Here is a 21793-nt window from a genome sequence, read left to right as displayed (position 1 = left end):
GGGCGGACGGAAGGCGCTTAGCACTTCCTTCACGCCGCCCTTCCTATTCTGCCCGCCGATCCGGGACACCTGAAGATGGCAGGAACAGCAGGCGCCTTCGCACCGTCGTCCGCAAAAGATGCCGGCCGGCTCGGCCGCGCGTTCGTGCGCGCGCAGACCGCCTCGCTCCTCGATATCGTCGTCGCCGTCTGGATCTTCGGCGGCGGCATCATCCTCTTCGAGCCGTCGATCTACGAGTTCGCCTTCATCTTCGTGCTGCTGCTGGCGCTCGCGGCGGGCATGAGCATCTACAGCTCCACGGTTCCGCTCCTCGCCCTGACGATCGTCTTCACCGGCTTTGCCATGGTCGGCGCGTTCCAGGTGCGCTACACGGGCCTGTCCCAGGCGTTCCAGTTCTCCGCCGTCACGGTCTTCCTTTTCCTCACCTCGTGCTTCCTCGCCAACTATGTGGGCGAGGCGCCGCACCGGCGCATGGCTGTCATCCGCCGCGCCTATGTGGCCATCGCGCTGGTCTCGGCGGGCCTCGGCACGCTCGCCTATCTCGGCCTCATCCCCAATGCCGAGTTTTTCCTGCGCTTCGACCGCGCCAAGGGCATGTTCAAGGATCCGAACGTCTACGGGCCCTTCCTCATCCTGCCGGCGATGTTCCTCCTGCGCGACGTGTTCTTCGGCCACAGGCACGCGCTGCTCTTTGCGGCCGCCGCCTTCCTTGTCCTGGCGATCGGCGTCTTCGTCAGCTTCTCGCGTGCCGCCTGGGGGCACTTCGCCGCGTCCGCCGTCATCGTCTTCGCGCTCTGCTTCTTCCTCGAGGCGCATGCGCGCGACAAGGTTCGCATGATGATCCTCGCCCTCGCCGGGCTGATGGTCATCCTCGTCGCCCTCGCTGGGCTTCTCAGCATTCCCGAGGTCGGCGCCCTCTTCGAGCAGCGCGCCAGCGCCGCGCAGGACTACGATACCGGCGAGACCGGCCGCTTCGGACGGCAGGGCTACGCCTTCGAGCTCGCCCTCACCCATCCTTGGGGCCTGGGGCCCACCGAGTTCGAGAACCTTCTGATCAGCGAGCAGCCGCACAACACCTATGTCACGGTGCTGCAGGCCTATGGCTGGGGCGGCGGCATCGCCTATTACATCCTGGTGCTGGCGACCCTCTGGCGCGGCATCGCAGGCCTGCGCGATGCCGGCAAGCGCGCGCTCCTCATCCCGGTCATAGCCGTCTATATCCCGCTCGCGCTCCAGTCCGGCCTCATCGACACCGACCACTGGCGGCACTACTTCCTCGTCGTCGGCCTCGTCTGGGGCCTGACGGTCAACGCCGATCCGAAGGGAAGGATGGGCGTGCTGGAGCGGAAGGTGGCTTAGCAAGCCCACCATGCAGCAAATCCCACAGGGTCATCCCCGCGAAAGCGGGGACCTCCGTTTCTTTGCCCGCGTTGCAAACAGAGGTTCCCGCTTTCGCGGGAATGACCCGGTGGCGACAACGGAACTACGCCACCGCCGCGCAGAGCTGCGCTTCCGTCTCCGAGATCACCCAGCCGTCGACCACGAGGCAGCGGCCGTTGGAGAAATCCTCGCCGCACTGGCTCTGCAGCATCGCCTTCCTCGTGTCGAGGCAGGTCTCCTCGGCCGCCTCTAGCAGCAGCGGCCGCTCGCCATAAAAGCGCGCGAGCATCGTCTCCGTGCCGAAATCCGGGTGCAGGCGCTTGACCTGCCGCCCCACCGCCCTGGCGGCACCGAAGACGCTCTCGTCGCCGAGGCTGGCGAAGAAGTCCGGCGTGTTGCGCGAGACGTTCCGGCAATAGAGCAGGAAGAAGTCGCGCGTCGCCAGCACCGACATCACGCCCACGGCGCCGAACAGCACATTACGGCGGTTGATGAACTTGGCCATCATGCGGCTCCCGAGATTTCGCCGGCCAGGTGATCGGCAAGCCGGATCGCCAGCGCGACGATGGTGAGCGTCGGGTTGGCCGTGCCGCCGGTGGTGAAGACCGAGCTGCCGGCCATGTAGAGGTTCTGGACGCTGTGCACCCGGCAATCGGCATCGACGACGCCCTGGCGCGGATCGTCATGCATGCGCGTGGTGCCGATATGATGGTAGCCGGTATAGATCGCGTCGAACAAAGGCGGAATGTCGATCCCCAGCCGCACGCGCCCGATGCCGGCAGCGCCCACCGCCTGCCCGATGAGTTCGTGCGTGCGCCGCAACGACAGCAGGTCCGCCTTGGTCAGCTGCCAGTCGAGCGTCGCCCGGCGCATGCCGAGCGGATCGAGCTCGCCGTTGAGCGTCACGCGGCTGTCGGGGTTCGGCGCCTGCTCGGCATCCTGGCGGAAGCGGATGGTGGTGACGGTCCCCGCCGGCTCGAAACGTCGCCGGATGTTCCGGTAGACACCGGTGACGACAGCGCCGGGCGCTTCGGCGATGGTGCAGGTGCGCGCCCAGAACTGGTCGGGCACTTGGCCGCGCGAGAAGGCCCGCGCTATGGCCGAGAACGCGAGCCACGCATGGTCGCGGAAGTCGTCGTTGTGACTCTCGCTTTCCCACACGGGGTCGAGGAACACCGTATTGTCGAGCAGCCCCTCGCGCCGCATCAGGTCCTCGGTCAGCTTCAGGCCGATATGGACGGGCACGGTGTCGGTCTGGTGCGTCAGGTAGTAGGCGATGTCGCCTTGGCGGTCGGCCGGCGCCAGCTCGCTCAGGGTGCAGTTCATGTGGTCCATGAAATAGCGCCCGACGAGGTCGTTCTCGTTGCCGATGCCGCCCGCGCGCTGGCTGTCGAAGTTGAGGAGCAGCCGCGCGTTCTCGATGCCGCCGCAGGCAAGCACGAACCTTTCGGCTTCGATGAAGACCGTCTTGCCCGAATAGCCGACGACCTGCGCCCGCGTCACCGCTCCGCCATCGCTCAATTCCAGGTTCTTGAGGTTGGCGTGGTAGAGGCAGCGGATCGTCGGCGCGTCGGTGATGGCCTGAAGGTACGTCTCGGCGAACCGCGTCGGCGGGCTGCTCTGGTAGACCGCCGGCTCGACCACGGCGGAATCGAGCGCCCATGGCGCGCCGGTAAGGAGCCCGTCCCAGTCGGCCGGCGCATAGGCGTAAGGGCCGAGCTGCAGATAGGGCTGGGCGCGCTCGTAGAACGGGTCGAGGTCGGCGCGCGTGATCGGCCAGCCGCTGTGCGGCACGCCCTCGCGCTTCTCGAAGTCGATGGGCGCAAGCGGCGCGCAGAGCCCCGTCCAGTGCCCGGTGGTGCCGCCGAACTGGCGCAGCCGTGAGAAGGCGATGTCGGTGTGCCCCTGGCCCGTCACCTCGCCCTCGTAGATCGCCTGTGACTCGTCGGTAAATTCGAGTCCGCCGCCCTCGAGGAGGATCGCCTCGACGCCGGCCCGGGCGAATTCGAGCGCCATGGTGATGCCGGCGGCTCCCGCGCCGACGATGCAGACGGGCGCGCGCAGCGTCGTGTTGTCTTCCAGGGTTTCGAGATCCGCCAGCATGTCAGGCGTTCCCGAGGATGCCGCCGAAGACGATCATGGCGAGGGTGACCATCATGGAATAGGCGATGAGGATAGAAAGCACCGGCACATGCTCGCGCTTGATCCCGCGCAGCAGCAGCACCAGCAGCACCGGCAGCCAGTCGAGCGCGTAGCGCTGCGCGCTGTACTGGGAAAAGCCGTTGGAATGGTAGAGGAGGGTCAATCCGAGGATCACCGCGCAGGTGCCGAGCCCGAACCAGAACGCCCGGTTCCAGGGCGCCAGCAGCGCAAGCAGCAGCACGGGCGTGACGAGGAAGAGCGAGGCCCCGTTGATGTCGAAGCCGGACATCTGCGTCATATAGCGTCCGGCGAACTCCACATGCGGGCCGGCGATGAACATGTAGATGAAATTGAAGAGGAAATAGTCCGGCGCGAAGATGCCGAGCTCCCGCACGCGGTACTGCAGGAAGTCGCCGGCCGACGTGGTCGCGGCGTCGAACTCGGCCGGGAAGATGAAGCTGTAGCCGGTCTCGCCGATCGAGCCGAACCGCGCATAGTTGTAGGCGAAGTAGATCAGCACGGCGAGGATCGGCACCGCCGCGAGCGAGAACCCGCGCTTGATGGCCGCCATGTCGATGCGAAAGAGCGGCGTCTCCCGGTCGAGCAGCAGCACGTAGAGGAACGGTAGGTAGAGGATGGTCATCTGCCGGCAGAGGAACGCCATGCCGATGAAGAGCCCCGCCGCCAGTACGTTGCGCTTCAACGCGAAATAGATCGCCGCCGACGAGAACAGCACGCCCCAGCTCTGGGCAAAGAACCACACATGGTCGCCGCGCAGGGTGACGAAGGCGAGGGGCGTTGCGAAGAGCACGAGCAGCGTCATTAGTGCCGTCAGGTCTCGTTCGTTGCCGGTCTCGCGCTCGCCGATCCGCCACCAGATGAGGCCCGTAAGCGCAAAGGCGACGAGGCTCAGGGGCACGAAGAACTGGAAGTCGATGCCGAAGAGCGCAACGAACGGCAGGGCGATCACCGCCGGCATCGGCGGGAAGATGATGTAGGTGCGCCCCTCGAACAGCGCACAATCGTTGTCGAAGCAGGGGCCGGCGGTGTCGAGCCGGCCTTGCAGCCAGGAGGCGGCGAGCTGGGCATAGGTGTTGGTGCCCGGCGTCTCGCGCATGACCGCGAGCGCCAGCGCCGCGAGGACGGCGAGGGCGAGGCCGAGAAGAACAATGGAAATCGCGATGCGCCGAATGTGCATGCCGGCCCCCTGAATTGTGCGGCGCAGGGTGGCGCGTAAATATGAATAATCCGTCCAGACGGCGCAACAAATGGCCGGTTTGCGTTGACGTTTCGACAACCGTGAGGGCGGCAAAAGCTATAGAAAACCGCTCCATCGGTTAACCGTGCGGGCAGAAGTTTCGGATAGCTTCCTGGTACGCCGGAAAGAGGCCGCCGCTTTGTCCCGATACGACGCCGAGATCGATCTCTACCAGTTGCTGCGCGCGCTCCTGTCGCGCTGGCTCTGGATCGGGCTCGTCCTCGCGCTGACGCTCGCCATCGCCTATCTCGTCGTCTCGCGCGTGCCGCGCCACTACGAGTCCTTTGTCACCATGCTCGTCGAGCCGCGCCCCAACACTTACCTCTGGCCCGGCGAGCCTATCGGCGAGGTGACCGGTCCGCAGGTTGCCAGCCGCGTCGAGCTCGCCCGTTCGCCGGATACCTTCGCCATGGTCGTCTCGGAGCTGGGTCTCGCAGATGTCCCCGAGTTCAACGGCGGCAGGACAGGGCAGGCCGCGTTCGAGGCGGCGCTGGCGACGCTCACCGACCGGGTGGTCGTCGATACCGACCGCCGCACCGCGGTCTTCTACATCAGGGCCCGTTCGCGCGATCGCGATCTCGCCATGGAGATCGCCAACAGCGTGGGCGAGGCGGCCATCGCACGGCGCTCGCAGTTCATGGTCGAGGATGCCCGCCGCGCCATCGAATGGCTCGACGGCGTGGTGCCGGACCTGACCGCGCGCGTGCGTGCCGCCGAGGCCGCCGTCGCCGACTACCGGATCGAGCGCGACATGCTGGGCGGGACGCCGGACGGCAGCCTCGTCGAGGAGCAGATGACGAGCCTTGCCGAGCGGATCGCCGCGGCCGAGGGCCGGCGCATCGCCCTTTCCGTGCGCGCCGACGTCCTCACCCGCATGATCGGCAGCGGGGCTCCCGTCGACGCGCTTGCCGAGCTCGCGCAGGCTCCGACCATCGACGGGCTCCTGCGCCAGCGCTCGGACCTGCAGGTGCAGCTGGCGCGTGACGCGGCAACGCTCCTGGCCGGTCATCCGCAGCTCAATGCGCTGCGCGCCCGCATCGGCGAGATCGAGCGCCAGATCGTTTCGCAAGGCCGGCGCATCGCCGAGGACCTGGCGAGCGAGGCAGCGGCGGAGGCGGAGCTCGCCGGCAGGCTGCGCGACGACCTCGCCGCGCTCCAGCAATCGGCATCGCGCGGTATCGTCGATGCCGTCGATCTTGCCGCGCTGCAGCGCGAGGCGGCGGCGAGCCGGAGCCTTCTCGACGACTACCTCCTGCGGCTCGACGCGGCGCGATCGCTGGTCGCGACGGGCGCGGCGCTGCCGGACATGCGCGTCGTGACCCACGCCATGCCGGCCTCCGGGCCGATCTCGCCGCGCACCGGGCTGGTGCTGGCCGCCGTCGCCATCGTCGCGGCCGGCGTGATCCTTGTCTGGATGGTGGTGACCGGGCTTGCCGTCGCGCGCCGGCGCACGGCCGCCTGAGGCGCACAATGCCGGCAATGGGTTGTTCATTGTTAGAGGCTAACACTTGCAGCCGGACGGCGCGGCAGCCGTGCGCGCCGGGGGATGGGCGATGACGACGATCATGCAGGAGCGCGACCTGACCGTCAGGACGGTCCGCAGCCTCGATGATATCGAGGCCATCGCCGCCGACTGGCGCGCCCTCGAGGCCGCCTCCGCCGATTCCCTTTCCTATTTCCAGACCTATTCCTGGTGCCGCAACTGGGTGGCGCATTTCGCCGCGAACGGCGGGGAGCACCAGCCGGTCATCCAGACCGCCTGGCGCGGCGATACCCTCGTCGCCGTCTGGCCGCTGATGCTGACCGGCCGCTGGGGCATCCGCAAGATCGTGGCGCTAGGCGATCCGCATTCCCAATACTGCAACGCCATCTGCCACCCCGAGCACGGCGAGGCCGATACCGTGCGCACGCTCCTTGCCAGCTCGCTGGCAACGAACGGGTGCGACGTCGCGCTCTTCCGCCCGGTGCCGGAAAGCTCGCCGCTCGTGCCGGCGCTGGATGTCGTGCCGCGCATCGCCGACTACGACAACGAATCCTCGATCCTCGACCTCTCGGAATTCGGTTCGTCCGAGGCCTATGTGCAGGGCCTCGGCAAGCTGCAGAAGCGCAACCGCAACCGGCGCCGCAACCACCTGGCGCGGCTGGGCGAGCTCTCCTTCGAGGTGATCTGGCCGGACCATCCCGATTTCGCCGCGCTGGTGGCCGAGGGCACACGCATGAAGCGCCGCTGGCTCAAGGAAACCGGGCGCTACAGCACCGGCTTTGCCATGAAGGGCTATGAGGATTTCCTCGGCCACCTTTCCGGCGATAAGGAACGGCTCGAAGGCGCGTGCCTCTCCGTGCTGCGCGCCGGCGAGCGGGTGGTCGCGGTCGAATTGGGCTTCATCCACAAGCGCGCCTACTACGCCTATATCGGCGGCTTCGACTGGGAGCTGCGCGAGATGTCCCCCGGCAAGGTGCAGATGGAGATGACCGTCTGCTGGCTGATCGACAACGGCGTCGTCGGCTACGACCTCCTGGCCAATCCGGCCGACTACAAGAAGAGCTGGAGCAACACGGCCATCCGGCTCCTCGGCTTCGCCGCGCCGATGAGCTGGAAGGGCCGGCTCTACATCAGCGCCTGGCTGCCGATGCTGCCGGCGGCCAAGGCGGCCTATGCGGCGGTGTCCGAGCGCATGCGCAAGCTGATGATCTTCGGGCAGGGCGTCGGCTGCCTGATCCTTTGTTTCTAGAGTGGTTCAGATCTTAACAGCATTGGCGGCCCTATCGCCTCCTTCCCCTCAAGGGGGAGAGGAGCCTGTCGGCCCGTGTTTCTGTCAAGAGCTGCCCGTACCGTCATGCTCGACGCGGCCATAGCGTTCGCCATCCGCGTCCTCAGCGCCGGCCTCGTCTTCGGCCTGCAGGTGCTGCTTGCCCGCCTGATGCCGCTCGAGGGCTATGGCGGGTTCGTCACCCTCTGGACCTGGCTCCTCGCCATCGGCAGCTTCGCGGCCCTCGGCTTTGCCGAATCGAGCGTCCGCTTCCTGCCGCGCTACCGGGCGCGCGGGCGCGAGGCGCAGGTGCGCGCCTACTGGCGCTATGGGTTGCGCGCCGTGGTGCTGGGCTCGCTGGCGCTTGCCGTTCTTGCGCTGATCCTCGCTTTCGTCCTCGGCACGCGCACCGAACCCGGCCTCATCGTCCTCTACGTCGCCATCGGCCTGCCGTTCCTTGCCGTCGAATACTACCTCGAGGGCGTGGCGCGCAGCTTCGGCTGGTTCCGGCTGACGACGGTGCCGGTCTATATCGTGCGCCCGCTCCTGATCGGCGCCATCTGTCTTGCGATCCACTTCTCCGGCGTGCCGCTGACGCTGCCGGTCGTCGGCGCCGCCGTCGTCGGGTCCATGGCGCTGGTCTCGTGCGGGCTCGCCATCGTCCTCGCACTGCGGATGCGTGGGGCGAGCGCCGAGCAGAAGCCCACGTCCGCCACGGGCAACCTGTGGCTGCGCGCCTCGCTGCCGCTGCTGCTCGTCTCCGGCCTCGAGGACCTCCTCGCCTATTGCGACGTGCTGATCTTGAGCCTCATGCTGCCGGGCGAGGACGTCGGCCTCTATTTCGCCGCCGCCCGCGCATTGGCGCTGACCAACTTCGTCTACTACGCCATGTATCTCGTCTCCGGCCGGCGCTTCGCCCTCGACATGGCCGATGCGGATAAGAGCCGTTTGCAGCGGTCCGTGCGCGAGGCCTCGCGCCTCACCTTCTGGCTGACGGTCGTCGCCGTCGTCGTCACCCTCGCCGCCGGGCCGATCCTGCTGCGCGCCTTTGGTCCGGAGTTCGTCGCCGCCTATCCGGTGATGGCGATCCTCGCTCTCGGCCACATCGCGCGCGCCGCGAGCGGGCAGGCGGGCGAACTGCTGGTCGTTGCCGGCCGGCAGCGCGAGAGCATCTTCATCGGCCTCGGCGTGCTGGCGCTCAACGTCGCGCTGACCGTCGCCTTCGTTCTAGCCTTCGGCCTCTTTGGCGCCGCCATCGGCACGGCGCTGGCGCTCGCCGGGCGCAGCGTGGCGCTGGCCTTCGTGGTGCGGCGCACCACCGGCATCAGCGCCGTCTCGCTCGGCCTGCCGAGCATGAAAAAGCCGCGGGGATGAGCCCGCCAACTCGACTCCCTTCCTCAGAGGGGAGCGAGGCCCATCATGCTCGTGGCATCATCGTGCCGCACCCACCGGCTGTCATCCCGGCGAAAGCCGGGACCCAGTACACGCTGACTGGACGGATTTCGCTCGATGTCTTCACTTGGTAGCTAACGACATCCGCCGCAAAGCTCCAACCGCATCGTTTACTGGGTCCCGGCTTTCGCCGGGATGACACCGCGATGGCGGCGGCGGGTGCGAAGGTAAGTACGAGCAGCCGGAAGGCGCGGGGAAAGATCGCAGACCCTCCCCAGACTTTCCGCCGTATAGGGGACGCCATCCCTCTCCCCTGAGGGGAGAGGGACACACGCACGAGACCTCCGCTTACTGCCCGCCCCAGGCCTGCGGATAGTTCGGCATCTCCTCGCAGCCGCACATGGCGTAGTGCAGCGGGGGCATGGCCGGGTTGACCATGGCCTCGAGGTTCTCCTGCGTCACCGCCGGCTGCGGCAGCACCCACTCGGGGCCGGGCACCTCTTCACCCTGGAGGATCCGCACCGCCGCGATGATCGGGGTCCGCCACTGGTAGGTCGGGTAGGTCGGGGCGATGGCGGTCATGCCGAGGTCCTGCCACTTGCGCAGGAAATCCTGCTGGTCTTCGCCGACGAACACCGGAATGTCGTAGCCGCCGTCCTCGAAGGCTTCGACCGCCGCGACGGCCGTTGCGCCGGCATCCATCCACACCGCATCGATCGTGCCGCGGGCGAGGTAGTCCTCGACGATCGACTTGGTCTTGGCGTTGTCGCCGTCGGTGAACTCGGCCCCGACGATGTTGAGCCCGGCCTCCTCGAGGATGCGCCGGCCCGCCGAATAGCGGGTCTCGAGCACGTCGACGCCCGGCAGGATGCGCAGCATCAGCACGTTGGCGCCCGGCTCGACGTTCTCGGCAATGAACTCGGCGCCCTGGATGCCGAAGCCGTAGCCGCCGACCGGATGGATGAAGGTCACCGGACAGTCGGTGTTGACGCCGCGGTCGAAGACGATGACCGGCAGCTGCGCGCAGGCCTTCTCGACCGCCGGGGTCAGCGCCGCGGTGGTATTGGGCGAGACGATGAGGATGTCGCAATTGCCGCCCGCGAGCAGATCGTCGATGTCGGCGATCTGCTTGTCGTCCGAGCCCTCGGCATCGACATGGATGAACTCGCCGATCTCCTCGTGCAGCGCCACTTCCTCGGTCATGTTGGTGTAGCCCACCACGCGCCAGGGATTGTTGACGCCCGCGTTCGAGAAGCAGACCGTATAGGGCCCCTCCTTGGCGTGGGCCGAGGTGTCGGCCATGGTGTCGATCAGGTATTGCTCCCAAGGCATGCCTTCCGGCCCCATCGGCGTCGCCGTCAGCTGCTCGCGCTGCTTGGCGAACTCCTCCGGATCATCGAAATTGGGTGCCTGGGCGAAGGCGCCCGCGGTCAGCGCCAGTCCGGCCGCCGCTGCTAGTGCCACCAGTCTCTTCATTTGCAAATCTCCTCCCGTTGGTTTGCATCGTCGCGCCCGTTCGGGTGCATTCGTCGGGCTAGCGCCCGGCCCGCCGCTGGCGGTAGACCGTCGCCGCCACGGCGAGAATGAGGATCAATCCCTGCACCACCTGCCGCACCGGCTGCGGCAGGCCGAGGAAGTTGAGAAGCGTGAAGATCGCCATCAGCGTCAGCGCGCCCGCGATCGCCGCCGGCACGGAGCCGCGCCCACCCAGAAGCTGCGCCCCGCCGAGGACCGTCGCGGTGATCGCCTGCAGCTCGTAGCCGAGCCCGACATCGGTCGAGACGCCGGCGAACCCGCCGAGCAGGATTCCGGCGACGACCGCCGAGAGCGAGGAGACGACGAAGGCGGAGATGCGCACCCGGTTGACCGGCACTCCGGCGAGCCGGGCGGCGCGCGGATTGTCGCCGATGGCGTGGAGCAGACGGCCGAAATTGGTGCGGTGCATGAACCAGTAGAGCACGAACCCGGCGACCACGAGGACGATGATGGCGACCGGCAGGATGCGGATGACCGGCAGGTCGGTGAAGTTGAAGCGGCCGAAGAACCGGAAGCTGTCGGGCAGGTACCCGCGCGGCGCCCCGCCCGACCACATTAAGGCAAGGCCGTTGAGGGTGATCATCATGCCGAGCGTCGCGATGAGCGAGGGCACCTTGAGGTAGCAGACGACGAGCCCGTTGATGAGCCCGACGCCGAGCCCGATGCCGAACATCACCGCGATCACCCACCAGGTGGCGTTGGGATCGTTGTTGGTCAGCATCGAGGAGCCGACGACGACCAGCGTGATGAGCGAGCCGACCGAGAGGTCGAACCCGCCCGAGACGATGACATAGAGCTGGCCGGCCGCGAGGATCGCGAGCGGGGCGGCGCGCTTCAAAAAGTTCATGTAGCCGGTCGGCTCGACGAAGGCCGGGTTCTGCACGATGATCGCAACGATCAGCGCCGCCAGCACGAAATAGACCGGGTTGATCTGCGGCAGCGCGCGGCGCGGACGGGCGGGTTCGTGGGGCAGGGCGTTCTCGCTCATGCGACGAGCCTCCGCGAGCGCACCGCATAGAAGGCGACGGCGGCAACGATGATGATGCCGCGCAGCACCTGCTTGGCGAAGGCGTCGACGCCGGCGATGTTGAAGATCGAGTCGATGAGCGAGAAGATCATCACCCCGGCCATCGTGCCCCAGATGCCGCCGCGCCCGCCGGCCAGCACCGTGCCGCCGATGACGACGACGGCGATGGATTCGAGGTCGTAGACGCCGTCCGCCCCGATCCACGGCGCCCCCGAGCGGAGGCGACTGGCGAGGTAGAGCCCGGCGATGGCCGCGCAGAGCGAACAGATGAGGTGCGCCCCGATGACGACGCGCGCGGTCTTGATGCCGGCCAGCCGCGCCGCCTCGCGGTTGCCGCCCACCGAATAGACGTCCGATCCGAAGCGGGTGAGGCGCAGGATGAACCAGGCGGCGAGCGCGAGCAGGATCATGAAGATCAGGCTGAACGGCAGGCCGAAAAGCGTGCCGTAGGCGAAGTACTGGAATTCGACCGGCACCGAGCCGGCAAAGTTCGAGACGAACGCCGACAGGCACCCCTGGATGACGAGGCTCATGCCGAGGGTCGCGATCAGCGGGTTGATCTCGAGCTTTGCCACCAGCACGCCGTTGACGAGCCCGACGATGGCGCCGAGCGCGAGGACGGCGATGCTCGCCGGCAGGATCATCGCCGGATCGCCGTTCATCACCACCGAGGCGAGGACGGCGGTCGCCGAGATGAGGCTTGCCACCGAAAGGTCGATGGACGCAACGAGGATGGCGAAGGTCTGCCCGATGGCGGTGAGTCCGAGCGCGATCGAGCGGCCGAGGACGGAAATGAGATTGTCCCAAGTCAGGTACCGCGATTGCCCGGTGCCGACGGCGATGAGGACGTATAGCAGCAGCGCGACGACCAGCAGCAGGGCCGGCGCCCAGCGCTCGAAGCGCAAGCCCGCGCGGGGCCGGGGCAGGGCTGCGTCCGTCATGCCGCCGCCTCCGTTTCCCCGGTCGCTGCCAGCATGATTTGCGCCTCCGTCGGGCCGGGGCCGAATTCGGAAACGATCGCGCCGGCGCGCATAACGAGGATACGGTCGGCCGCCCCGATGACTTCGGGCAGGTCCGACGAGATCATCAGGATCGCCGTGCCCTCGCGGGCGAGCTCGCGCATCAGGTGGTAGATGCCGGCCTTGGCGTTGACGTCGATGCCGCGGGTCGGCTCGACGAAGATCATGACCTTGGGCTTCAGGGCCAGCCAGCGCGCGACGATCGCCTTCTGCTGGTTGCCGCCCGAAAGGCTACCGATCGACTGGTCGTAGGAGGCGGCCCTGACCTCGAGGCTGTCGAGCAGCCGGTCCATGCCGGCAAGGTCCGTGTGGTGGTTGGCCTTGTGGGTGGCGGCGAGACCGGCAAAGGCGCGCGCGGTCAGCATGCCGTTGTCGCGCACGCTCTGCATCGGCGTCAGCCCCTCGGCCTTGCGGTCGCCGGGGACGAGCCCGATGCCGGCGCGGATCGCCTCGCGCGGATGGGCGAAGGCGACTTCGGCGCCGCTGAGGTAGACCTTGCCGGCGGTGAAGGGCCGGTGTCCGATGAGGGCCATGGCGAGCGCCACGCGCCCGGCCCCCTGGATGCCGGCAAAGCCGAGGATCTCGCCGGCCCGGAGGTCGAGGTCGATCCCGCGCAGCGCCGCGTTGCCGCCGCCGCGGATGGAGAGCACCACGTCGCCGATCTCCTCGCGCGTGGCGCGCGGCGCGTAGAAATCGGCGATGTCGCGCCCGACCATGGCGCGCACGATGACATCGGGGGCGGGACGGGTGTCGAAGCGGGTGGCGACCTCGCCGTCCTTCAGCACCGTCACCCGGTCGGCCAGCCGCGTCACCTCGCGCATGCGGTGGGTGATGTAGATGACGGCGGTGCCGCGATCGCGCAGCTTCCCGACGATGCCGAACAGCACCTCGCACTCGGCTTCGTTGAGCGCGGCGGTCGGCTCGTCCATGACGACGACGCGCGCCTCGAGCGAGATGGCTTTGGCGATCTCGACCATCTGCTGGCTGGCCACATCGAGCTCGGTCACCAGCATGTCGGGATCGATCCGCCCGCCCGCGCCGAAAAGATCGAGCACCCGCCGCGTCTCGGCGCGCATGGCGGTGTAGTCGATAAGCCCGCGCTTGACCGGTTCGCGCCCGAGAAAGAGGTTCTGCGCGACAGTACGCTCGGGCAGCAGCGAGAACTCCTGGTGGATGACCGAGATACCGGCGCGCAGCGCCTCGACCGGGTGCTGGAAGCTGACCGGCGCGCCCGCGAGCAGGATCGTGCCGGCATCGGGCCGGTAGGCGCCCGAGAGGATCTTGATCAGCGTCGACTTGCCGGCCCCATTCTCGCCGACGAGCGCGTGCACCTCGCCGGCCTTGGCGGCAAAGCTCACGTCATGGAGCGCGCGCACGCCGGGGAAGGACTTGCCGATGCCCTGCATCTCGATCACGGGCGGAGGGACGGTCTCGGGCACGGTTTCGTTCATGGCGCCGCCTCCGCCCAGCCCTTGCGGATGAAGGCGATGGATTCGGCAAAGAGCGTCTCGAAATCGGGAAAGAGCGGCCGCCAGACGCGCGTCGCGGCGGCAAGCTCGGGCAGGCCCGCCCCGAATGCCTCGACCGTCACCCAGCCGTCGAACCCGGTCCTGCGGACGGCCGAGAAGATCTCGGCAAAATCGATGTGCCCGCGCCCCGGAATGCCGCGGTCGTTCTCCGACACATGCAGCACGCCGATATGGCCGGCGATGGTCTCGATGGCGCGGACCTGTTTCTGCTCCTCGATATTGGCGTGGAACGTGTCGTACATGATGGCGAATGCCGGATGGTCGACGGCGGCCACATAGGCGCTCGCCTGTTCCATGGTGTTGAGGAAATAGGTCTCGAAGCGGTTGAGGTGCTCGAGGCTCAAATAGATGCCGTTGGCCTGCGCCCGCTCGGCCATCGCATGGTGCGCCTCGGCCCCGTAGCGGATCTCGTCCGCGCTCGGACCCGTGCCGGTGAAGTGCCCGATGGGCGCATGGAACGGCCCGCCGACGCTCTCGGCCCCGAGCGCCAGGGCGCAGTCCATCGCCCAGTCGAGATGGGCGATGCCGCGCCTGCGGATTTCGGGGTCCGCGCTCAGGGGATTGGCCTCGACCGAGGGGATGACGGATGTGGTGGCGCGCCGCAGCCCCATCGCGTCGAGCTCCCGGCCCAGCCACGCATAATGGGCAGGCTCGCCGGTCAGCACCGGCACCTCGACGCCGTCATAGCCGAGCGCCTTCAGCCGCGCGATCTGCGGCAGGTGCTCCTGCGTGATCTTGCCTGCAAGGCACAGCAGATTGATGCCGACCTGCATGGTCCTCCCTCGGCGGCCATCGGCCGCCCGCCGTCTTCGCATGAGTGGTGTCGGGAGAACCCTGGATTGCGGCTTGGCATTTTTTGAACGTCAGCAAGGCTGACAGAATCTTGGCCGTTCGCCGCTCCCCCGATTCGCTCCGACCCTCCCTGAGCCCAATGATCGTTTGACTTTTCCGCCCGCAACTCTTTACGGTCCGGTCAGCGGCAGCCGACAACGATCATCCGACAACACGGCCCGCTTAGCGTTCGAAATAGCCAGCTGGTAAATTTCGAACACGAGGAGGGGATATGGACAAGTCCGAGAAGGCGAGGGCGGTGGCGCGCCCGACCGTGTTCCGCGAACCCGGCGCGTTGCTCTATGCCGGCAACTGCAAGGACCTGCTTGAGGCTTCGCTCGCCGGCAAGGTCAAGCTCAGCGCCTGGACGCGCCGCGGCTATCCAGGGCGCGACCTCGGCGAGGCGCTGCCGCAGGTCTGCTCGGTCGGCGGCTGGGACGCGGCCCACCCGCAGGACTGGGGCCTCAAGGAGCACTGCAACGAGGGCGTCAAGATCGCCTACCTCGCGCGCGGCACCATGAGCCTCCTGCTCGACGGAAAGCGCTACACCATCCAGGAAGGCCAGATGTTCGTGGTGCGCCCCTGGCAGCTCCACGCCTTCGGCGACCCGCATGTGGGCGCGAGCCAGATCATCTGGGTGCTCTTCGACATGGGCGTGCGCCGCCCGCACGAGCAGTGGCTCTGGCCCGACTGGGTCGCCTGGCCCGAACATGACCAGAACCGGCTGACCGAACTCCTCTCGCGCAACGAGCAGCCCTGGTACCAGGCCTCGCGCGAGGTCGCCCGCACCTTCCTCGACATCGCCGACGTGGTCGCGACCGGCGACATCGCCGGCGGCGAGACGCGCCTGCGCCTCCTGATTTCCATGATGCTTTTGCAGTTCATGGAGCAGATCGAGGCGCAGGACCCGCCGCTCGACAAGGCGCTGGCCCATTCGCGCCGCACCGTCGAGATTTTCTTGAAGCGCCTGCAGCACGCCCTCGAGGAGGACTGGACGCTCGAGAACATGGCCGCCGAGTGCAACCTGTCGCGCACCCAGTTCTCGAGCCATTGCCTGTCGATCACCAACATGACGCCGGTGCGCTACCTGCAGATGCTGCGGCTCGACGCGGCGCGGCGCATGCTCGAGGCCGATGCCTACCTGCCGGTCACCACCGTCGCCTATGAGTGCGGCTTCTCCTCCAGCCAGTATTTCGCCACCTGCTTCAAGAAGCGGTTCGGCCATCCGCCGGGCGAGATACGGCTCAACCAGCGCGCGGCAGTATAAACGCGCGCCTATTGCAATCGATCAAATTGCATCGGCCGGCGATACCCGGTGTTGAGGGGTGGCGCGTAAGTAAATACCGTGGCCAATTCCGTGGAACCCTCCATGCCCGGTATGTCGCTCCGTGTTGTTCTGGTTGCCATCGCCCTGCTCTGTTGCGGGGCGATGCTGTGGATCGTCGGCTATCTGGCGCTCGGGGGCGCGCCGCCCGCCTACTTCGTGCTGGTGGTTCTGGCGCTTGCGGTCGTCGCGACCGTCGCGGCGGTCCTGGTGCTTCTGATGCGCGACCGGCGCGAGACCGCCGGCGGTCCGTTTGCCCTGCGCTCCGGTGCGCCCGCTGCAACGGCGGCCGCTCCCGATGAGCTCGACCCCGCCACGGGCGTTCTGTCCAGCCCCGCCTTCATGGATCACCTCGAGGCAACGCTGCGTCAGGGCGGCGGCGCGCTTCTCCTCATCGATGCCACGCAATTCTCCGTGCGCCGGCCCCACCGGCAGCTCGCAAGCCGCGACGAAGCGCTGAGGCTCATCGCCCAGACCATCAGGACCTCCGTGCGCAGCGACGATCTCGTCGGGCGCACCGGCGCCGACCAGTTCGGCGTCTACCTCAAGGGCGCGACCGACGGTGTGAGCGCGCAGGTCGCCCGCCGCATCTGCGAGAGCGTCGAGAACACCATCTACCTCAACGAGGAACGCACCATCGGCGCGCTCTCGGTCAACATCGGCGGCGCCATGACCCGCCCCGGCCTCATCGAGCCCTACCTCAGGACCGCGCGCACCATGCTCGGCCGCGCCAAGCGCGCCGGCCGCGGCCGGTTCGTGGTCGCAAGCCTCGCCCAGGCCTAGGGATCAGTAGCGGAATTGGCGGGTCGGTCACCCCCTGGGAGAACTATCGAATGTGCACGGTTCCCCTTCTCCCCTTGTGGGAGAAGGTGCCCGAAGGGCGGATGAGGGGTTAGCGATGCCGGCGCGAGAGCTGGCATATGTTGCGGCACCGCGACCCCACACCGGCGCTGCGCTTAGGCTTCACCGGAAATCCGCCATCAGCCGGCTCCAGCTCTCGCCCATCAGGCCGCCGAGATAGATGTCGCCGCGCATCGCCGCGTCGCGGATGTGGCCGTGGCGGGTCGAGAGGCACACATAGCCGCGGTGGCGGAAGCTCGTGTGCGGCTGGCGGCAGAGCGCGTCCATGAGGAAGGGCTGCGTCATGCCGCTCGCTCCTGCGCATCCGGCGGCATCGAGGTGCGCGAGCATGGTCGTCACCACCATCTCCTCGCCCTTCGGGCGGGCAAGGACGTTCAGCACCTGCGCAATCCCGCCCTTTTGCGCATGGCAGGCGAAGGCGCCGGCGACCTTCCACCATTCGTCGCGCACCAGATGGAGCTGCAGCGGACCGTGAAGCGTGTTGCGCGCGGCCATCGAGATCAGCCAGGCCAGCTCGTCCTTCGACCAGGCCGGCGCGACGGCGAAGCGGTCGAGGAAGAGGGGGGCGATCTGCGCGAAGGCCTCCACATCGACCGCCTCGACGCCGCCGTTCGTTTCTTTCTGGCGCAGCGACGTCCTGATCGACCGCAGCACCGCATCCGCCGTACCGGCCGCAACGCCGCCCGCCCGTCTTGCCCAGGCCGGCAGACGCCCCCCCACCCGCTCGATGCCGGCCCGGACAGGACGGAAGGTGCGGTGCCAGGCAAGGCTCTGGACCGGCAGCACGAGGCCGCCGATGGCCTTGTAGTGGTCGGCGCTGACGGCGTTGGCGCTGTCGCAGAAGCAGAAATCCTGGTGGCGCGGGCGGATGGTCAGCACCAGTTCGGCTCCGCCGCGCCCCGGCGCATCGGGGTCGGTCATATAGATGCTCATCAGCCGGCCGGTGAGCAGATCCTCGCCCGCGCGCACCTGCATGGGGACGACCCCGATGGCGCCATCGACGGCGCCGTCCTCGCGCAGGTGGACGATGCTGCCGGCTTCGGGACGGAAGGCCGGGCTGCCGAAGCAGAGCTCGGCGAAGTAGGCGTCGAAATCGGCGCTGCTCGGCGCGTCGCGATCGCGGAAGACGCGGTTGAAGAGCCGCCCGACCTCGGGCACGTCCTCGGGCCGCATGCTGCGCACGCCGCCTCGACCGCTCATGGCGCGGCTCCCGCCGCACCGATCCGGCGCAGCGTCGTTGCGACTGGCTCGACGCGGATGCCGCGCCGTCGCACCGCGGCGACGGTCTGTGCGAAATGCGCCGGCGAGCAGCCGATGCCCGTCGGCTCCGGCCGCACATCATGGGTATAGAAGATCAGCCAACCGCCGAGCCGCTCCAGCCCGTCGAGCAGGGCCTCGATCGAGGCGGGTGAGCTGGTGCTGTCATAGAGTTCCTCGGCGCGCAGGTGCGCAAGGTCGAAGACGCCCCGGTTGATGCCCCCGGCGATGCCGCGCAGGCCCGCGTAGCGGTGCATCAGGGTCTGCTTGGCGCGCAGCGAGACGATGCCGTAGGGGTAGGCGAAGGACGCCGGCGCCGCCCCTGCCGCCTCGGCGATGAGGAGGCCGTTGATCTCGACGTCGGCAATGAGCGCGCTGTCCGGCGCGCGCTGCACGTCGATATGCCCGTGGGTGTGGGCGCCGATCTCGTGGCCGGCGGCGGCGAGCGCCTCGACCCGGTCGAGGCCGGCGATGGGCTGGCCGTTCTCGGCCGAGCCGACGAGGCCGGTCGCCAGGTAGAACGTGCCCCGCATGCCGGCGTCCTCGAGGATCGGCGCGGCGTTGTCGGCGGCGGAGGCGGGGAAGTCATCGAAAGTGAAGGCAACGACCGGCGCATCGAGCCGCCAGCGTGCGGGTCGGAACGGCAGGTTCCGCGCGAGCCGGCGCGAGAGGCCCGCGCCGATATCCTGAAACGCATTAGCCATGGACGGCCTCCGGCGCGGCAAGAGGCAGCGGCGCCGGCAGCAGGCTGCGCTCGCGCAGAAGGTTCGCGAAACGCGCTGCGGCCCGCGCGACGGTGAAGTCCGATGCCCGGGCCCGCAATGCTTCGGGCGCCGGGGGAGCGTCGAGCGCCCCGGCCATGGCGTCGGCCAGCGCTTCGGCGTCCCCGACCGGCACCAGGGCGCCGAGCCGCCCGCCCGCAAGGACCTCGCGCGGCCCGTGTGGCGCATTCGTCGCCACCACCGGCACGCCCAGCGCCATGGCCTCGATCAGCGCATTGCCGAGGCCTTCGTGACGGGAGGCGGAGGCAAAGAGCGCCGCCCTGGCGAGGAGCGGCGTCGGGTCGGCGAGAAAGCCGGCGAGCGTCACATGTCCGGCAAGGCCGAGCATGGCGATCGTCTGTTCGATCCGCGCCCGCTCGGGGCCGTCGCCAACGATCACCAGCCGCGCCGGATGGGTGCGGATGAGGCTGGCGAAGGCGAGGAGCAGCGTTTCGTGGTCCTTCTCGCGCGACAGCCGCGCGACGTTGACGATGAGCCCCGCCTCGCGCGTTCCGTCCGGCGCCCTCGCGCCCATGTCCGTCAGCACGGCATTGGTGCCCAGATTGACGACCTGCGCGGGACTCAGTCCGAAGTGCGTGACGAGCTCGTCGCGTGCCCCTTGGCTCAGCGTCACGAGGAGGTCCGCCTTGGCGTAGAGGAGCGGGGCGAGCCGGTAGCCGAGCCGGTTCTGCCAGTGCGGATCGTGCCGGCGCGCGGCGAGGGGGCTCGCGACTTCGCGCAGCACCAGCCGGGGGCGCTCGGCCGCCGGCAGGAGGCGGCTCACAAGGACGGCGAGCCCGTTGCCGGACGCTTCCGACGCGACGAGGACACGGGGCCGCCCGGTCCGCAAGAACCGCGCGATCGGCCCGGCCGCGAGCGCCATGCGCCGCCGCCTGCCTTCGCCGAGATCGATGAAGCGCACCCTCCGGTCGACGAGTTCCGCCAACGGTCCATTGGCGCCGAGCGTGGCGATGGCGGTGATGATGCCCATGGCGGCAAGGCCGTTGGCGAGCAGCACCGCATCGCGCTGCGCGCCGCCGCCCGCCATGGCCCGCACCAGGAAGCAGACGTCCGGCCGGTGCATCGCCGCACTGAACATCTGCATTTACTTAATCCTCGTCAAGTTGTTTGCACGAAATGAATTTATCAATAATGATCGGATCAACGGCAATGTTGAAGAAGAATTAATATTAACGTGTACGCAGAAATACTTATATGTGAGGGGTATTGTGTTTTCGATCTCTGATCGCCATGCGGGCATTTACCTCGCGACGCGGATATTCGCCGCAGCATGCAACATGCTCGCCCTCGTCCTCTTCACCAGGCTCGCCGCTCCCGCCGTGTTCGGCGACTATCTCATCGGCTTCGCCTGCGCGTTCGTGGTCTACGCGATCGCCGTGCAGTGGCTGCTGCAGGCGTTCTTTGCCCGTCATGCGCCGGCCGACGCGGCGCGAGCGGCATCGGCCGCGCTGGTGGCGGGCGGCGCACTGGTGGCGGTCGCCGGAGCGGGACTGGCGCTGGCGGCCGCGACCGGGCTGTTGTCGGCCGCGATGGCCGCCGGGTGCATAGGTCTCGTCATCGGCCTTTCCGTCTTTTTCGCCATGGTCGAGATCGGCCGCACGCGGCTGTTGGCTACGGCTGTGGGGCTGGCGAGCGTGTTGCGGGCGGCGCTGGTTCTCGCGCTCGGCGCACCGGTGCTGGCGCTGACCCAGTCGGCGCCCGCGCTCCTCGGCGCGGTCGCCCTGGCGCATGTGCTGGCGGCCCTCCCGGTGGCGGCGCGGCTGCGCGCAACGCTCTGGGCCGACGGCTTTCCCCGCCCGCGGCGCGCGGATATCGCCGGGCTCGCGCGCTACGGCTGGCCGCTCGTCCTCTCGCTGGGCGCGGCGGCGCTGGCCCTCAATCTCGACCGCATGCTGATCGGCTTTTTCCATGGCCCCGAACCGGTCGCCGCCTATGGCGCGGTTGCCGATTTCATCAAGCAGAGCTTCGTGCTGGTCGGCGAGGCGGTGGCCGCCGCCTATGTGTCGGCCGCCAAGGCGGCTCACGGCCGGGCCGATGCGGGCGGAACGCGGCGGGCGTTGGAACGCGCGCTGGTCGTGCTGTCGCTGGCGTGCGTGCTGGGTGCGGCCTTCTTCCTGACCTTGGGAGACACGCTGTTCGCACTGCTGTTTGCTCCGGGCTATGGTGACGCCGCGCGCGAGGTCCTGCCGCTCCTCCTTGCCGGCACGGTGTGCCTGGTGCTGCGCGCCTACTATTTCGGGCAGGTGATCTACTTTTCCCGCACCGCCTGGGCCGACGTCGTTTCGTCCGCCGCCATGCTCGCCGCCACGGGGCTCTCCGGGCTGCTCCTCGTGCCGCCCTGGGGCGCGGCCGGCGCGGCGCTCGCCTTCGCCGCCGGGCAGGCGGCGGGGCTCCTCGTCTTCGTCCTTGCCGATCCCGGCGGCCGCCTCATGCCGCGCGATCCTCGGCGACTGGTTCGCGCGATCCATCGGCAGCCGGGCGTGACGCCGCGATGAGCGCCATGTAGCGGTCGATCATCGCGTCGACGCCGTGCCGGCGGTGGGCGGCGGTTGCCAGCCGCATGCGCCGTGCATCGCCCGGACGGGCGGCGGTCAGCACCGCGGCCTCATGGGCGAGCGCGCCGGCGTCTTCGGGTGCGTGGAACCGCACCAGCTCCGGGTCGAGGTCGCCCAGCACCTCGCGCAGAACGGGGACGGCCGGCGCCG

The 21793-nt window shown here is 68.4% G+C and carries 19 protein-coding genes; 7 read left to right on the top strand and 12 right to left on the bottom strand.

What is annotated here, in order from left to right; all coding sequences use genetic code 11:
• The first annotated feature begins 75 nt into the window (after positions 1-75).
• A complete protein-coding gene (locus VE25_RS19570) occupies positions 76-1359 on the top strand; it encodes an O-antigen ligase family protein (RefSeq protein ID WP_046110355.1) in 1284 nt (427 codons plus the stop codon).
• 124 nt (positions 1360-1483) lie between these two features.
• Here the strand turns inward: VE25_RS19570 and VE25_RS19565 are convergent, their stop codons facing one another.
• From VE25_RS19565 to VE25_RS19555, 3 genes are read right to left on the bottom strand one after another with little or no spacing between them, the layout of a single operon-like run.
• Positions 1484-1885: a hypothetical protein gene (locus VE25_RS19565; protein WP_046110354.1), complete on the bottom strand. Its 402-nt coding sequence runs from the start codon at positions 1883-1885 to the stop codon at positions 1484-1486.
• A complete protein-coding gene (locus tag VE25_RS19560) occupies positions 1885-3483 on the bottom strand; it encodes an FAD-dependent oxidoreductase (protein ID WP_046110353.1) in 1599 nt (532 codons plus the stop codon). Before VE25_RS19560 ends, VE25_RS19565 begins: the two co-directional genes overlap by 1 nt.
• A 1-nt stretch (position 3484) precedes the next feature.
• A complete protein-coding gene (locus tag VE25_RS19555) occupies positions 3485-4720 on the bottom strand; it encodes a glycosyltransferase family protein (protein WP_046110352.1) in 1236 nt (411 codons plus the stop codon).
• A gap of 199 nt (positions 4721-4919) precedes the next feature.
• On the opposite strand from VE25_RS19555, the gene VE25_RS19550 reads away from it, so the two are divergent.
• The 3 genes from VE25_RS19550 (at position 4920) to VE25_RS19540 (ending at position 8904) form a co-directional block, all read left to right on the top strand.
• Entirely contained in the window at positions 4920-6242 is a 1323-nt protein-coding gene (locus VE25_RS19550) for a GumC family protein (RefSeq protein WP_046110351.1), read from the top strand.
• 91 nt (positions 6243-6333) lie between these two features.
• The gene (locus VE25_RS19545; RefSeq protein WP_046110350.1) at positions 6334-7512 is read left to right on the top strand and encodes a GNAT family N-acetyltransferase; all 1179 of its coding nucleotides are present in this window, start codon (positions 6334-6336) and stop codon (positions 7510-7512) included.
• Between the two features lie 75 nt (positions 7513-7587).
• Entirely contained in the window at positions 7588-8904 is a 1317-nt protein-coding gene (locus tag VE25_RS19540) for an oligosaccharide flippase family protein (RefSeq protein WP_152664685.1), read from the top strand.
• A 366-nt stretch (positions 8905-9270) separates the two neighbouring features.
• Here the strand turns inward: VE25_RS19540 and VE25_RS19535 are convergent, their stop codons facing one another.
• The 5 genes from VE25_RS19535 to VE25_RS19515 are packed head-to-tail and all read right to left on the bottom strand — an operon-like array spanning position 9271 to position 14806.
• Positions 9271-10398, bottom strand: a complete 1128-nt coding sequence (locus VE25_RS19535; protein WP_046110348.1) for a substrate-binding domain-containing protein — start codon at positions 10396-10398, stop codon at positions 9271-9273.
• Positions 10399-10456: 58 nt separating this feature from the next.
• Positions 10457-11446: an ABC transporter permease gene (locus tag VE25_RS19530; RefSeq protein ID WP_046110347.1), complete on the bottom strand. Its 990-nt coding sequence runs from the start codon at positions 11444-11446 to the stop codon at positions 10457-10459.
• Positions 11443-12426 (bottom strand): ABC transporter permease, encoded by a 984-nt coding sequence (locus tag VE25_RS19525; RefSeq protein WP_046110346.1) that lies wholly within the window; start codon positions 12424-12426, stop codon positions 11443-11445. The genes VE25_RS19530 and VE25_RS19525 overlap by 4 nt, the downstream gene beginning before the upstream one ends.
• Positions 12423-13955, bottom strand: coding sequence for a sugar ABC transporter ATP-binding protein (locus tag VE25_RS19520; protein WP_046110345.1), 1533 nt, complete (start codon positions 13953-13955; stop codon positions 12423-12425). Before VE25_RS19520 ends, VE25_RS19525 begins: the two co-directional genes overlap by 4 nt.
• Entirely contained in the window at positions 13952-14806 is an 855-nt protein-coding gene (locus VE25_RS19515) for a sugar phosphate isomerase/epimerase family protein (protein WP_046110344.1), read from the bottom strand. The genes VE25_RS19520 and VE25_RS19515 overlap by 4 nt, the downstream gene beginning before the upstream one ends.
• A 290-nt stretch (positions 14807-15096) precedes the next feature.
• On the opposite strand from VE25_RS19515, the gene VE25_RS19510 reads away from it, so the two are divergent.
• Together VE25_RS19510 and VE25_RS22075 are read left to right on the top strand one after the other, a co-directional pair.
• On the top strand, positions 15097-16131 hold the full coding sequence (locus VE25_RS19510; RefSeq protein WP_046110343.1) for an AraC family transcriptional regulator: 1035 nt from the start codon (positions 15097-15099) through the stop codon (positions 16129-16131).
• Between the two features lie 111 nt (positions 16132-16242).
• Entirely contained in the window at positions 16243-16971 is a 729-nt protein-coding gene (locus VE25_RS22075; RefSeq protein WP_052732097.1) for a GGDEF domain-containing protein, read from the top strand.
• Between the two features lie 180 nt (positions 16972-17151).
• On the opposite strand, the gene VE25_RS19500 is transcribed toward VE25_RS22075, so the two are convergent.
• From VE25_RS19500 to VE25_RS22065, 3 genes are read right to left on the bottom strand one after another with little or no spacing between them, the layout of a single operon-like run.
• The gene (locus VE25_RS19500; RefSeq protein WP_046110342.1) at positions 17152-18249 is read right to left on the bottom strand and encodes a GNAT family protein; all 1098 of its coding nucleotides are present in this window, start codon (positions 18247-18249) and stop codon (positions 17152-17154) included.
• Positions 18246-19010 (bottom strand): polysaccharide deacetylase family protein, encoded by a 765-nt coding sequence (locus VE25_RS22070; RefSeq protein WP_052732096.1) that lies wholly within the window; start codon positions 19008-19010, stop codon positions 18246-18248. Before VE25_RS22070 ends, VE25_RS19500 begins: the two co-directional genes overlap by 4 nt.
• Complete coding sequence (locus VE25_RS22065; protein ID WP_052732095.1) at positions 19003-20172, bottom strand: glycosyltransferase; 1170 nt, start codon at positions 20170-20172, stop codon at positions 19003-19005. Before VE25_RS22065 ends, VE25_RS22070 begins: the two co-directional genes overlap by 8 nt.
• Before the next feature lie 193 nt (positions 20173-20365).
• On the opposite strand from VE25_RS22065, the gene VE25_RS19485 reads away from it, so the two are divergent.
• Complete coding sequence (locus tag VE25_RS19485; protein ID WP_152664684.1) at positions 20366-21583, top strand: polysaccharide biosynthesis protein; 1218 nt, start codon at positions 20366-20368, stop codon at positions 21581-21583.
• On the opposite strand, the gene VE25_RS23045 is transcribed toward VE25_RS19485, so the two are convergent.
• Positions 21516-21793 (bottom strand): hypothetical protein (locus tag VE25_RS23045; protein ID WP_046110341.1); only part of this gene is annotated, 278 nt, incomplete at its 5' end. The two genes, VE25_RS19485 and VE25_RS23045, sit on opposite strands and share 68 nt — an antisense overlap.

It is taken from the genome of Devosia geojensis (assembly GCF_000969415.1).
Lineage (GTDB): Bacteria > Pseudomonadota > Alphaproteobacteria > Rhizobiales > Devosiaceae > Devosia > Devosia geojensis.
Note: the sequence above shows the minus strand (reverse complement) of the source record. Positions and strands in the feature narration are given on the sequence as shown.